Genomic DNA, 12,341 nt, shown 5'->3' with positions numbered 1-12,341 from the left:
TGGCGGCGATCGGACCTGGCGCTGGGGACGGCCCGGGCCCCAGTGGCCGACGCGACGGCGGAGCGACCGTCAGGCGCGGTCGACGGCGAGCTGAAGCTCGGTGACGCCCTGCTCCGGGGAGTCCTGGCAATACTCCAGGTACACCTCACGGGCGAATCCGTCGGTGCGGTAGCCGTTCTCCTCGATCCACCGGGCGAGCACCTGGACGCTCTGCTCGACGTCGTCCATGGCGCCGTGGTGGACGATCGTCGCGGCCGCGCCCACCGCGGGCAGATCACGTACCGCCAGGTCGGAACCTGCCGACACGCCGGCGCCGACGGTCACCCCGGCGTGCACGACGACGGCGTCGCCGTCGTCGTCGCAGGCGGGTTCGTACCAGGCGATCGCCGGGCCCGTCGGCGTGATCCCGGCCTCGGCCAGCCGGCGGAACAGCTCCGGGTAGAGCGGCTGGATCACCGGACCGATGTCCTGGCTCTCGTAGCTGGGCGCGACGGCGGTCAGCTCCGCGACGCGAACCGGCGCGATGTCCTTGAGGACGACTTCCTGGGCGGTCATCCGACCCTCCGATTCGATCATGCGGAGTCTCGCCTCGACGGCCGCGAGCCGGGCGGTGTCGGCGGCCAGTTGCGCCGTCAGCTGGCTGCGCCGCAACCGCAGCATGCCGCGCAGCTCGGCGGTGTCGACGGCGTCGTCCAGGATCGCCCGCACCTGTTCCAGGGTGAGACCCAGGTCCTTGAGGGCGAGCACCCGGTTGAGCCGACGCAGCTGGTCCGCCCGGTAGGAGCGGTAGCCGGTGTGCGCGTCGACGCTGGCCGGGCGGAGCAGGCCGATGCTGTCGTAGTGGCGCAGCATCCGCACCGACACGCGGCCCAGTCGGGCGAAGTCTCCGATGCTGAACATGGTCCCCTCACGCTCGTCCCTGACACGGTGTCAGAGTCAAGCGTCGGGTGGGTGCTCAGCCGACGGGTGAGCGGCGGGGCGGGCGGGGCCCGACCAGTCGGCGGACCATCGGCGCGGCGTTCCACTTCGCCGCACCGACCAGGTCGCGGGCGTGCTCCAGGACGGTGTAGTCGGGTCGGTCCATCCCGGCGGCGATGGCCCGGTCCAGGTCGTTGCCGCAACGGCTGAGCACGGTGTCGAAGTCCCGGCGGACCGGTTCCAGCAGGTCGTAGCCGAACGACCGGTGCGTCCGGGCGAACAGCGGCTTGTAGAGCCGGACCCGTTCGTGCAGCCCCGAGGAGTACGACATGGGGTTCTTCGGCCGCCGCAGGACGTAGTCGGGCAGCACGTCGGCGAACGCCCGCCGCACGATCCACTTCTCCTGGCCGTCGCGCACCTTCAGGTCCAGGGGCAGACGCATCGCCAGCTCCACCACGCTGAGGTCGAGGAACGGCACCCGCGCCTCCACCCCGTGCCCCATGGCGGTCCGGTCGACCCGCTGCAACTCGGTACGGCACAGGTTGCGGATGCGGTGCAGGAACAGCCGACGTGACGCGATCGGGTCGACCTGGCGGTACATCGGGTACCCGCCGAACAGCTCGTCGGAGCCGTCGCCGGTGAGCACCACCTTCACGCCGAGGTCGCGCAGCCGCCGGAAGACCGGCACCGAGACGACGGCGTTGATGATGTCGCCGTACTCGGTCAGCTCGGAGATCCGGATGGCCTCGCGTACGTCGGCCAGCCGGATGTCGCGTGGGCGCAGTTCGACGACCACGTGCGGCACGTCGAGGTCGGCGGCGAGGCGCCGGGCGTACGCCACGTCGGGGCTGTCCGGCATGCCGACCGTCACCGCCACGCAGTCCGGGTGGATGTCGCGTACCTGCCGCAGCGTCAACGAGCTGTCCAGCCCGCCGGAGAGCACCACCCCGACGGTCAGGTCGGTCTGCACCCGCATCCGGATGGCGTCGGTCAGGGCGGCCCGGACGAGCAGGGTGGCCTCGTCCGGGTCGTCGATGACCGGCAGACCCTCGCCGATGGTGAGCAGGTCGACGTACGGGCGCAGCCGTACGGGCCCGTCCGGCGCCGCCCAGCCGTGGTGTCCGGGCGGCACCTCGGTGACCGGGGCGCCATGCCCGACGAGCGCCTTCACCTCGGAGGCGAGGTGCAGGCAGCCGGGCCGGCGGGACCAGTACAGCGGTTTCACCCCGAGCGGGTCGCGGGCCAGGTACGCCCGGCCGCTGGCGCGTTCGACGACCGCGAAGGCGTACTCGCCGCGCAGCCGGGTCACCGCCGACTCGCCCCACTGTTGGAACGCGGCCAGCAGCACCTCGGTGTCGCTGTCGGTGTGGAACACCTGCCCGAGCCGGGTGAGCTGCGCGCGCAGCTCCCGGTGGTTGAAGATCTCGCCGTTGAAGCAGAGCAGCCAACGCTCGTCGGTCGACGTCCAGGGCTGCACGGCCCGGTCACGGTCGACGACACGCAGTCGGCGGGTGCCGGCGAGCAGCCCGCGCTCCAAGCGGGTCTCGGTGACCTCGCCGCGTGGGGCGAGGACGGCGAGCATCCGCCGGTAGGTCGCGGGGTCCGCCTCGGGGCCGAGGCTCAACGCGATGCCGCACACGTGCTCACACCCCCATCTCGGCCTCGTACGCCTGGCGCAGACGACGCCGGGCGGAGGGCGCGAGACACAGGTGCCAGGCCTGCCCCTCGTCGATCACGTTGATCTCGCCGGACTCCTGCCGGGCCAGCAGCAGCTCCGCCAGGGCGTCCCGCGCGCCGAACCGCTCGAACCAGTTCAACTCGACGTCGACCGAGTAGCCGAGGCAGTGTCCGCTGGGCAGCATCGCGGCGTAGCCCAGGCGGCGAAGCCGGTACTGGTGCTCGGCACTGCGGACCAGGCTGGTCACCCATAGTGACGGGGTGGCCGGCGGCGCGCTGGCGGTGAACTCCCGTCCGATGTCGTTGAGCAGCGCCACCACCTCGCGCCGGGCGCGGCGAAACAGCAGCCCTGCGGTGCGCGGAGTGGCGTCCGGTCGGAGCCGGCGACGTAGCCCTCGCGTGGCCCGGCCCAGCACCGTGGCAGGTTGCTCCTGGTAGCGGAAGCGCAGCAGGTCGCGGCGGCGCAGCCACTCCAGGTCGACCAGGTCGGCGCTGCCGTTGACCTGGTCGTCGGTGACGAAGGTCGGAGCGTCCTGCCACCACAGCACGTCGATGCGGGAGAGCAGGTAGATCCGGACCAGCGCGGTGAGGTCACGCGCCGAGTTGCGCGGGTTCGGCTGGTAGCGGACCATCTCCAGCAGCAGCGTCTCGCGTGCGCCGAGCACGCCCTGCGGGGTGGCGTCCAGGACGGCGGCGAGCGCTGGCTCCCGCAATCGCTCGTCGATGAGCACCTGCCGAGCGCGGGTGCTCGCCGCGTCGGCCAGGGCGCCGACCTCGACCAGCAGGTCGGCGACGGCCGCCCGGTAGGCGGCGAGGTCGGGCGCGGCGGTGGCAGGACGGCGAGGGGGCACGCCGGAGGGTCGGCGGCGGGCCGGGGCGGTGGGCGAGACGGGTTGCTGTCCCGGACTACGGCTGGGCACTCGCATGACGGGGGTCCCTTTCTCCGGTCACGACACTGGGTGATTCGCCCTGTAACACACCGTAATCGCAGGGGCCGGAGCGGGACCGAACATTTCTCCTATCTACCCCGAAGGGAGCGGGACGTCCGGCTTTGTGCAGTGCTTCGCCGGCACCGGGCCCTGCACCTCGGCGTACGACGGCAGCCCTTGCGGCACCGCGAGCCCGCCGGCGCGTACCCCGTCAGCGGCGGCGAGCGCGGCCCGGAACAGCAGGGAACCGGTGCTGATGTCGACGGTGAGCGGCACCGGCAGCTTGGCGAGCCGGCGGGCCAGGGTCAGGGTCTCCGCGGCGGTGGCCCCGATCCCGTCAGGTCGGCCGGCGGCCGCGGCGACCCCGAGGCTGGTGGTGCCCGAGCAGATGGCCGTAATCAACGCCGATCTGGGCGTGTCCGGCGTGAACCAGCCAAGTGGCGTCCGAGTACTCTTGACCTTGTCGGAACTCCAACCACGGGTCGGTTGGCGTGCCGGCAGGCGGCACGCGTGCGCGGCAACTCGGGTGGAGGCAACGATGAGCAGCAGCGTGACGATCGCCCTGATCACCGTGGTAGCGATCATGAGCGTCGTCGTCTGGTTCGACCGGCGTGTGCTGGCCGATCTCGCCCAGACCAGCGACCGCGACCTACGCTACTTCAACCGGAACACCTGGGCACTGATCATCGTGTTGTCGTTCCCGATCGGCCCAATGCTGTACCTGCTGTACGCGAAGGGCCCACGCCGATACAGCTAGCGATTCTGCGAGGCGACCGGCGCCCGGCACCAGGTCCTGCACCTCGGCGTACGACGGCAGCCCCGCCGGTGCGGTGAGCCCTCCAGCGCGGACGGCGTCGGCGGCGGTGACCGCGGCGCCCAGCGCGGCCCGGAACAGCAGGGAGCCGGTGCTGACCCGGGCCACCCCGGCCCGACCAAGCTCGGTCAGCCCGGGCCCGCCCGGCTGGTACAGCGCGTTCACCGGCGCGTCGAGCCGCTCGGTGAGCAGGCGCAGCGTCGCCGCGTCGACGGTGCCGGGCACGAAGATGCCGTCCGCGCCGGCCGCCCGGTAGGCGTGGGCGCGGCGGAGGGCCTGCGGCAGCGGATCGGCCACGTTCAGCCACCACGTGTCGGTGCGCGCGTTCACGAACAGGTCCGGCACCGCCGCCTTCACCGCCGCGATCTTCTCCGCGACGCACTCGGGATCGGCGAGGGTGCCGTCGGAGCGCCCGTCCTCCAGGTTGATCCCGACCACACCGAGGCCTGCCAACTCCGCCACGTACCCGGCGACCTCCGCCGGGTCGTCGCTGAACCCGGCCTCCACGTCGACGCTGAGCAGCACCGGCAACCGGGCCAGCCGGCGGGCCAGGGCCAGGGTCTCCTCGGCGGTGGCCGCCGCGCCGTCGGGGAGGCCGGCGGTCGCGGCGACCCCGAGACTGGTGGTGCCGACCGCCGGATGGCCACGCGCGGCGAGCGCCGCCGCCGAGGCGTGGTCCCAGGCGTTGGGCAACAGCAGGGGACGGCCGGTGTGGTGCAGGGCATGGAACGCGGCACGGCGCTCGATCATCGGACGCTCACCTCCACGGTGGTCGGGACGCGCAGGGTCGGGTGCGGCTCGTGGCGCAGCGGAGTCGGGGTGCGCCGGCAGCGTTCCCGCAGCACGTCGAGCACCCCGCCGGCCAGCGCGAGGGCATGGCGGTCACCGGGGCAGCCGCGCTCCCCCGCGCCGAAGGTGAGCGGGCCGAGGCCTGGCCGGCCGGGCCGGAACGCCTCCGGCGCGGGGAACGCCAGGGGGTCACGGTTGGCGGCGTCGAAGCGCAGCAGCACCGGGCTGCCGGCCGGCAGGTCGCGTCCGCCCAGTCGTACCGCGTCGACGGTGACCCGTCGGGTCGCCCGGACCGGGGGGTCGAGGCGCAGCACCTCGGCCAGCAGGTCGGCGGTCCCCGCCGTGAGCGGGACGGCCGGGCTCAGCAGGTGGTGGGCGGCGGCGCCGATCAGGCCGGCAGTCGCGTCGCACGCCTGGACCAGCAGACCGATCAGGTTGGCCCGCACCTCCAGCGGGGCCGGCGGGCAGAGCGCCAGCAGCGCCGCCACCGCCCGGTCGGCCCGCGCGGTCAGCGCCGGGTCCACCCCCGGGTGGTACGCCGCGGCGACGACGGCGACCGCCGTCGCGGCGGCTGCCGGATCGACGAGACCGAGCTGGTCGGCCAGCACCCGCAGGGGCACCGGTCGGGCCAGGTCACGCATCACGTCAAGGTGGTCACCGGCCCGGTCGAGCAGGGTGACGGTCAGCCGGGCCGCCTCGTGCCGCAGCTCGTCCGGGTCCAGCTCGGCCAGCGCGCTCACCCCGATCGCGCGGCGCTCGGCGTGCCGCTGCGGCGGGCTGAACCTGCTCACCGAGGCGCGCAGCCAGGCGAGGGTGCCGGGCGGACCGCTGTCGACGGCTGGCACCCGGAACGCCGGGTCGGTCAGCGCCGCCCGGACGTCGGCGTGCCGGGTCACGCACCACCCGCCGCCCGGCTCGACGGTGGGCGGGCCGCACTCCGGCGTCCCCGCGACGGGCGCGATGTCAGGCCAGCTGTCGATCACCGCTCGACCGTAGAGCCCGAACCGTTCGCTCCCCACCGAACAGTCCCGCAGCGCACCGCACCGGATCCGGAGCGCGGCGGCCGGCGGGTCAGGCTCGGCCGCTGGACGGCGCCAGGGGCGTACCGGGCAGGAGGGTGTTCACCGGCACGTCCAGGCTCTCGGCCAGGGCGGCGCGGCCGATCGGGGTGAGGCGTACCGCCCGGCCGGCGCCCTGGGTGATCCAGCCCAGCTCGGCGAAGCGGCTGCAAAGTGCCGCGCCGAGCGCTCCGGCGAGGTGCGGCAGGCGTTCGGTCCAGTCCAGGCAGTCGCGGACCACCGGTCGGCGCGCGGCGCGCAGCACGTCCACCGGTACGCCCAGCCCGGCCGCCCAGGCCCACCCGTCGGGCGTCAGCGCCAACCCACTGGATCGGTCCAGCCGGCCGTCGGCCAGCAGCGCGTCGTACAGCAGCACGCCCAGCCGCCCGGCGAGGTGGTCGTAGCAGGTCCGGGCGTACGCCAGGGCGGCGGTGGCGTTCGCCCCGCGCAGTGACGTGGTCGGGGCGGGCGGGGTCGGCGCATACCCGGCAAGGTTCTCGATCAGTTGGGCCACCGACGGCCCGGCCAGGCGCAGGTAGCGGTGCCGGCCCTGCCGTTCCTCGACGAGCAGCCCGCCCCCGACCAGGCGGGTGAGGTGGTCGCTGGCTGTCGACGGGGCGACGCCTGCCCGCCGTGCCAGTTCCCCGGCCGTCCAGGCCCGGCCGTCGAGCAGCGCCACGCAGATGCCCGCGCGGGTGCCGTCGGCCAGCAGGGCGGCCAGCTCGGCCATATTCCGACCGTCGGTGCCGGTACTCATCGATCCAGTCTAGGGAGGCACCATCGCAAACCTCTACAACGTTGTACCGCTGACGCAACGGCCTGGTCGGCCGCGCGAAAGGAGCCTCGAACATGCCGGCGGAGTCATCGCCCACGCCCCCGGGGCGTGCCAGGGACGGTGTCCGTCGGCCTGGTCGAGGACAACCCAGACGGCGGCGTGCAGCGCGGTCAACGCCGGCGTGGGCCGCACGAGCCAGACCAGCGGGGCGCTGCCGTCGAGGACGACGACCCGGTCGAGCGTGACCGGCACCGGCAGCACGGCGTCGAACAACTCGGCCAGGCGGTGCTCGACACCGGACGGGAACTCGTCCACGGCCGCCATGGTCAGATGCGGCCGGTTCGTCGGATGGATGGTGCGGGCCAGGCTCGGCAACCCGGCGGCCGCCAACCGCCCCAGACCGTCCGGATCGCGGCGTCCAACCCGGGCGAGCAGACCAATTCCACCGTACGCACGCAGACACGCTAGTCCGAACGCGTCACCGGCCCGGGTGGTACGGGTTGACTGGCCGACTTCTGCCCACCGGGTTGAGCATCCCGGCCGGCGCGGCCGCCAGCCAACTGGGCTCCTTGGCCAGGGTCGACGACAAGCGGCCGAGGGTGAAGATGAAGACGAGATAGAAGAACAGTTCGACCGCGCTCGCCCGTCCGGGTTGACCGGACCCGCCGCGACCTACGTCAGCATCAAGCCATCATTGCGTCCAATTCGAACACGACGGCGGGACCCGTCCCGATGCTCAGCGTTGGGATCGCGCGAAGGCCACGAAGCCCCGCCACGCTTCCGGCGCGAAGGTCAACGTCCCACCGTCACGGTCCTTCGTGTCCCGAACGAGGACAACACCCGGGAGATTGTCGGCAACCTCCACGCAGGCCCCACCGTTGTTGCCGCTCTTCGTGCTCTTGCGCCACCGTGCACCGATCAAGTCCATGAGGATGCCGCTTCCCTGAGCAGGTCTAGGGACTGTCCGCGCGAAAGAGTCTCCCCGCGAATGCGTTCCCATCGTCGGTCAAGGGTAGCAATCTCTGACAGCTGCTCGGATATTTGCGCCTGCGCCTGTCCGTCGATGTGGGCGACGCGTCCGCCGCCTTCCAACTCGGCGAGGATGAACGGCCCACCCAGGCCCGGGTACATGCCAACCGACATCGGCACAACGTAGACCTGCACCGACGGGAGTTGCGCACAGGCCACGAGATGCTCGCACTGGTCGCGCATCAGATCCCGGTCACCGTACGCCGACCGCCGCACAACGGCCTCGTCCTGCGCCGCGATCAGTAGAGGCGGCTGATCCCGATGCAGGATGGCCTGACGACCGATGCGGGCCTGCACGAGATGATCGACATCCTCCGTGGACAGCGGTTCTCCGGCCAGTGTCGCCCGTGCATATGCCTCCGTCTGCAGGAGGCCAGGAACCCAGGCCAACTCGTACCAGCGCAGGGCGACTGCCTCACGTTCAATGTCGGCCCACGGCCGGAACCACACCGGTTCACGACGCTTCAGGACGTCCGGCCACAACTCGGTTACCTCTCGGCCAAGGATCGCCGCGACCTGGGCGCGGTGGCGCGTCTGCGGGATTCGTCCAGGGTTTGCCCAGCGCGCGGCGGTTTTCGGGTCGACGCCGGTTTGAGCTGCGAGGGAGTCGGCCGTTTCACCGCATTAGGTCATGGCCTCCACGACGGCATGATTCATCCGCTGTCCTTTCAGGATATCCCGAACAACCAACCGCCATAGTGCAACGCAGTGTAGTTGGATCGCAACCCTCGGCAGGGTGTTGGAGGAACGGCGCGGCCCCCAGGGACCCGAGACCCGGCGGACGCGTTCGCAACGGGCCGCCCCTGGGGATGACGCTCAGGGGCGGCTCCCTCCACCTCGGAAGGAGAGCAAAGTGTCGGAGCATGCCGTGGCGGGTGCCCGCCCGATCAGGGCCGGTGACGTCCTGCACCTGACCCGCGCGGCGAGTCCGCAGTTCGGTCGTCCACTCATCCTGCGGGTCGTCCGCGAGCTGACCGACCGCCATACAGTTGTTCGTTCTCCGCGACGGGCTGCGGTGGCTGTCCGTGACGCCCGTACGCCGCCCGGTTCGTGGCGCGTCGCGGGCGGGGACGTCCGCGTGAGGCGGCGGGGTCTCCCCCACCTGCCGACGCGTCCCACCTGGCGGTGCCAGTCGTGCGGGATCGCCTGGCCGTGCTCGGCAGCGAAGCTGAGCCTCCTCGGTGAGTACCGCGAGAAACGGGCGGCCCTGGTGACCTACCTGGTGACCCTGCGGGACGAGGCCGCCGCGCAGCACGGCACGACGGCGGCCGACTTCGACGACCGGTTCGTCACCTGGGCACGGCTCCGCTAGCCGAGTGAGTCCTAACTCAGGACGGGGTTGGGGTTGCGGCGAAGGGCGTGTGGCCATCCGCTGTGGCTGCCCGCCGTGCCGATGTGCTGGTGAGCGGTATACCTCAGAGGTATGAATATGACTCTGAGGTATACCGCTTAGGACCGCGTCCGCCCCCACGCAGGTGACCGACTGTCACCGCCGGCCGCAGTCCAGCCAGGGTGAGGAATTACTCGTCTAGCCCAAGCAGCCGGCACGTCAGAGCCAACCGTTGTCCTGGGCTCTGCGCACCGCCTCGGCTCGGTCGGTCGCGCCGAGCTTCTGCACGGCGGCGGAGAGGTGGTTGCGCACGGTGCCGGTGGACAGGTGCACCCGGCGGGCGATCACGGCGACCGGTGCGCCGAACTCGGCCAGCCGCAACGTTTCCAGTTCGCGGGGCGTCAGCGGGCACGCCGGCAGCGTCAACGCGTCGGCGGCCAGCGACGGGTCGACGTACCGGCCGCCGGCATGCACCCGGCGGATCACGTCGGCAAGCGCGCCACCGGGCGAGCCCTTGGACAGGAAGCCTCGGGCGCCGGCGGTCAGCGCCTGCCGCAGGTGACCCGGCCGGCCGTGCCCGGTGAGGACCACCACGGCACACTCGGGCCGGGCGCGGGTCAGTTTGGCGGCGACGGCGATGCCGTCCAGGCCGGGCATCTCCAGGTCCACGACGGCCACGTCCGGGCGGTGCGCGAGCGTCGCCGTGACCGCCGTGTGGCGCTGCGCCACCGGCACCACACACCGACGGCGGTACGCCGGCACCCGGCCGTGGTGGCGCTCGCCCGCCGCTGGCCGACCGGGCTGGCGCTGCTGATGACCGTCGACATCTGGGTCGACCCGGGAGTGCTCAGCCCGTGGACGATGCTGGTGCTGCCCGGCGGGTACCTGGTGATCGGCGTGGCCCGGCGGACGCTGCGCGGGCCGGGCGTGCTCGCCACCCAACTGGCCGGTCTCGCCGTCTGGGTCGCCCTGACGCTGGTCGCCGTCGCGGCCGGCGGGCGGACCGCCGCCTGGCTGGTGGCGTTCGGCTGGCTGGCGCACGCCGGATGGGACCTGGTCCACCACCGCACCGGCCGGGTGGTGCCGCGCGGGTACACCGAGTGGTGCGGCGTGCTCGACACGAGCCTCGCCGCGGTGATGGTGCTGGCGATCCTGACCACCGACGCCTGAGCCCCGTCGCGGCGGTGTGCCGGTCGGCGCAGCGGCCCCGACGGCGGAATGAAAGGCTTGGCACATGAGTTCCGCACCTGCACAGCACGATGCACCGACTGACGCACCGACCGACGCCACCCCCGCCGGCACCGAAGAGGTGTACGCCTTCACCGAGCTGGGGCTGCGACCCGAACTGCTGGGTGCGTTGGCCGCCCTCGGGTACGAGGAGCCGACCCCCATCCAGCGGGAGGCCATCCCGCCGCTGCTGGAGGGTCGGGATCTGCTGGGTCAGGCGGCCACCGGCACCGGCAAGACGGCGGCGTTCGCGCTGCCACTGTTGAACCTCATGACGGCCCACCGCGACGGCGGGGACCCGGTGGCGCTGGTGCTGGTGCCGACGCGGGAGCTGGCGGTGCAGGTGTCCGAGGCGTTCCACCGCTACGGCAAGGACCTGGGCGCGCGGGTGCTGCCGATCTACGGTGGGCAGCCGATCGGGCGGCAGCTTCGGGCCCTGGACATGGGCGTCGACGTGGTGGTGGCCACCCCGGGTCGGGCCCTCGACCATATCGCCCGGGGCACCCTGCGCCTCGGTGGCCTGGCCACCGTCGTGCTCGACGAGGCCGACGAGATGCTCGACATGGGTTTCGCCGAGGACATCGAGGCGATCCTGGAGCACGCCCCCGCGCAGCGCCAGACGGTGCTCTTCTCGGCCACCATGCCGTCCCGGATCGACGGGATGGCCCGCCAGCACCTGCGCGAGCCGGTCCGCATCGAGATCGGCCGGGAGCCGACGGTGGCCGGCGAGGCGCCCCGGGTGCGCCAGAGCGCGTACATCGTGACGCGGGCGCACAAGCCGGCCGCGCTGGGCCGGGTCCTGGACGTGGAGTCGCCCACGGCGGCGATCGTGTTCTGCCGCAGCCGCGAGGAGGTGGACCGGCTGACCGAGACGATGAACGGCCGTGGTTACCGGTCCGAGGCGCTGCACGGCGGGATGAGCCAGGAGCAGCGCGACCGGGTGATGAGCCGGCTGCGGGCCGGCACCGCCGACCTGCTGGTCGCCACCGACGTGGCCGCCCGTGGGCTGGACGTCGAGCAGCTCACCCACGTGGTCAACTACGACGTGCCGTCGGCGCCGGAGTCGTACGTGCACCGGATCGGTCGGGTGGGCCGGGCCGGTCGGGAGGGCGTGGCGATCACCCTCGCCGAGCCGCGCGAGCATCGGATGCTCAAGACCATCGAGCGGGTGACCGGCCAGCGGATCACCATAGACAAGATCCCCACCGTGGCCGACATGCGGACCCGCCGGCTGGAGCTGACCCAGGCGGCGATGCGGGAGAGCCTGCTGGAGGACGACCTGGACCCGTTCCGGGTGATCGTGGAGACGCTGACCGACGAGTTCGACCTGATGGAGGTCGCGCTCGCCGCGGTGAAGCTGGCGCACGAGGTGACGTCCCCGGGCTCGGACGACGAGGAGGAGATCCCGCAGGCGCCGGTGCGCGGCCCGCGCGAGGGTCGGCCGGAGGCCGGTGGCCGGGGCGGCGACCGGCGCGGCGGCGGGCGGCCCCGCTCGGGCGGCGGCAACACCGTCCAGGTCTTCGTCGGGCTGGGTCGGCGCGCGGGGGTCCGCCCGCAGGACCTGGTCGGCGCCATCACCGGCGAGACAGGGATCCGCGGCCGGGACATCGGCTCGATCGAGATCGCCGACCGGTTCTCCCTGGTGGAGGTGCCGCAGGGGGTGGCCGACGAGGTGATCTCGGGGCTGCGCTCCAGCACGATCAAGGGCCGCAAGGCCACGGTTCGTCGCGACCGCGGGGGCGAGGGGCGCTGAGCGAGCCGCCGGCGACCGCCGGGGTACGACGGTCGCCGGCGC

Annotated in this window: 13 protein-coding genes and 1 pseudogene; 3 read left to right on the top strand and 11 right to left on the bottom strand. The window is 72.8% G+C overall.

The features are described from left to right. Positions 1–69: 69 nt before the first annotated feature. From OG505_RS09405 to OG505_RS09360, 10 genes and pseudogenes are all read right to left on the bottom strand, one after another. Complete coding sequence (locus tag OG505_RS09405; protein ID WP_405432576.1) at positions 70–900, bottom strand: MerR family transcriptional regulator; 831 nt, start codon at positions 898–900, stop codon at positions 70–72. A 55-nt stretch (positions 901–955) separates the two neighbouring features. Further along, positions 956–2,557: an asparagine synthetase B family protein gene (locus OG505_RS09400; RefSeq protein ID WP_405432575.1), complete on the bottom strand. Its 1,602-nt coding sequence runs from the start codon at positions 2,555–2,557 to the stop codon at positions 956–958. Between the two features lie 4 nt (positions 2,558–2,561). Beyond that, entirely contained in the window at positions 2,562–3,521 is a 960-nt protein-coding gene (locus OG505_RS09395; RefSeq protein WP_405432574.1) for a DUF5715 family protein, read from the bottom strand. A 96-nt stretch (positions 3,522–3,617) separates the two neighbouring features. Next, entirely contained in the window at positions 3,618–4,109 is a 492-nt protein-coding gene (locus OG505_RS09390; protein ID WP_405432572.1) for an isocitrate lyase/phosphoenolpyruvate mutase family protein, read from the bottom strand. 64 nt (positions 4,110–4,173) lie between these two features. Beyond that, positions 4,174–5,088 carry an isocitrate lyase/phosphoenolpyruvate mutase family protein gene (locus OG505_RS09385; RefSeq protein ID WP_405432571.1) on the bottom strand — a complete coding sequence of 305 codons (915 nt, stop codon included), beginning with the start codon at positions 5,086–5,088 and terminating at the stop codon, positions 4,174–4,176. After that, positions 5,085–6,110, bottom strand: a complete 1,026-nt coding sequence (locus OG505_RS09380) for a cytochrome P450 (protein ID WP_405432569.1) — start codon at positions 6,108–6,110, stop codon at positions 5,085–5,087. The genes OG505_RS09385 and OG505_RS09380 overlap by 4 nt, the downstream gene beginning before the upstream one ends. Positions 6,111–6,198: 88 nt before the next feature. After that, positions 6,199–6,942 (bottom strand): ArsR/SmtB family transcription factor, encoded by a 744-nt coding sequence (locus OG505_RS09375; RefSeq protein ID WP_405432568.1) that lies wholly within the window; start codon positions 6,940–6,942, stop codon positions 6,199–6,201. 33 nt (positions 6,943–6,975) lie between these two features. Beyond that, the gene (locus OG505_RS09370; protein WP_405432566.1) at positions 6,976–7,275 is read right to left on the bottom strand and encodes a hypothetical protein; all 300 of its coding nucleotides are present in this window, start codon (positions 7,273–7,275) and stop codon (positions 6,976–6,978) included. A gap of 421 nt (positions 7,276–7,696) precedes the next feature. Beyond that, a complete protein-coding gene (locus OG505_RS09365; protein ID WP_405432565.1) occupies positions 7,697–7,888 on the bottom strand; it encodes a DUF397 domain-containing protein in 192 nt (63 codons plus the stop codon). Next, a pseudogene (locus OG505_RS09360) lies at positions 7,879–8,646 on the bottom strand (DUF5753 domain-containing protein). The gene OG505_RS09365 and the pseudogene OG505_RS09360 overlap by 10 nt, the downstream one beginning before the upstream one ends. Positions 8,647–8,842: 196 nt before the next feature. On the opposite strand from OG505_RS09360, the gene OG505_RS09355 reads away from it, so the two are divergent. Continuing rightward, entirely contained in the window at positions 8,843–9,301 is a 459-nt protein-coding gene (locus OG505_RS09355) for a hypothetical protein (RefSeq protein ID WP_405432563.1), read from the top strand. 237 nt (positions 9,302–9,538) lie between these two features. On the opposite strand, the gene OG505_RS09350 is transcribed toward OG505_RS09355, so the two are convergent. After that, the gene (locus OG505_RS09350) at positions 9,539–9,997 is read right to left on the bottom strand and encodes a LuxR C-terminal-related transcriptional regulator (RefSeq protein ID WP_405432562.1); all 459 of its coding nucleotides are present in this window, start codon (positions 9,995–9,997) and stop codon (positions 9,539–9,541) included. A 9-nt stretch (positions 9,998–10,006) separates the two neighbouring features. Between OG505_RS09350 and OG505_RS09345 the strand changes: the two genes are divergently transcribed. Together OG505_RS09345 and OG505_RS09340 are read left to right on the top strand one after the other, a co-directional pair. Beyond that, on the top strand, positions 10,007–10,489 hold the full coding sequence (locus OG505_RS09345; protein WP_405432561.1) for a hypothetical protein: 483 nt from the start codon (positions 10,007–10,009) through the stop codon (positions 10,487–10,489). Between the two features lie 64 nt (positions 10,490–10,553). After that, the gene (locus OG505_RS09340) at positions 10,554–12,299 is read left to right on the top strand and encodes a DEAD/DEAH box helicase (RefSeq protein WP_405432560.1); all 1,746 of its coding nucleotides are present in this window, start codon (positions 10,554–10,556) and stop codon (positions 12,297–12,299) included. The last annotated feature ends 42 nt before the right edge of the window (positions 12,300–12,341 follow it).

It is taken from the genome of Micromonospora sp. NBC_00617 (assembly GCF_045161355.1).
Lineage (GTDB): Bacteria > Actinomycetota > Actinomycetes > Mycobacteriales > Micromonosporaceae > Micromonospora.
Note: the sequence above shows the minus strand (reverse complement) of the source record. Positions and strands in the feature narration are given on the sequence as shown.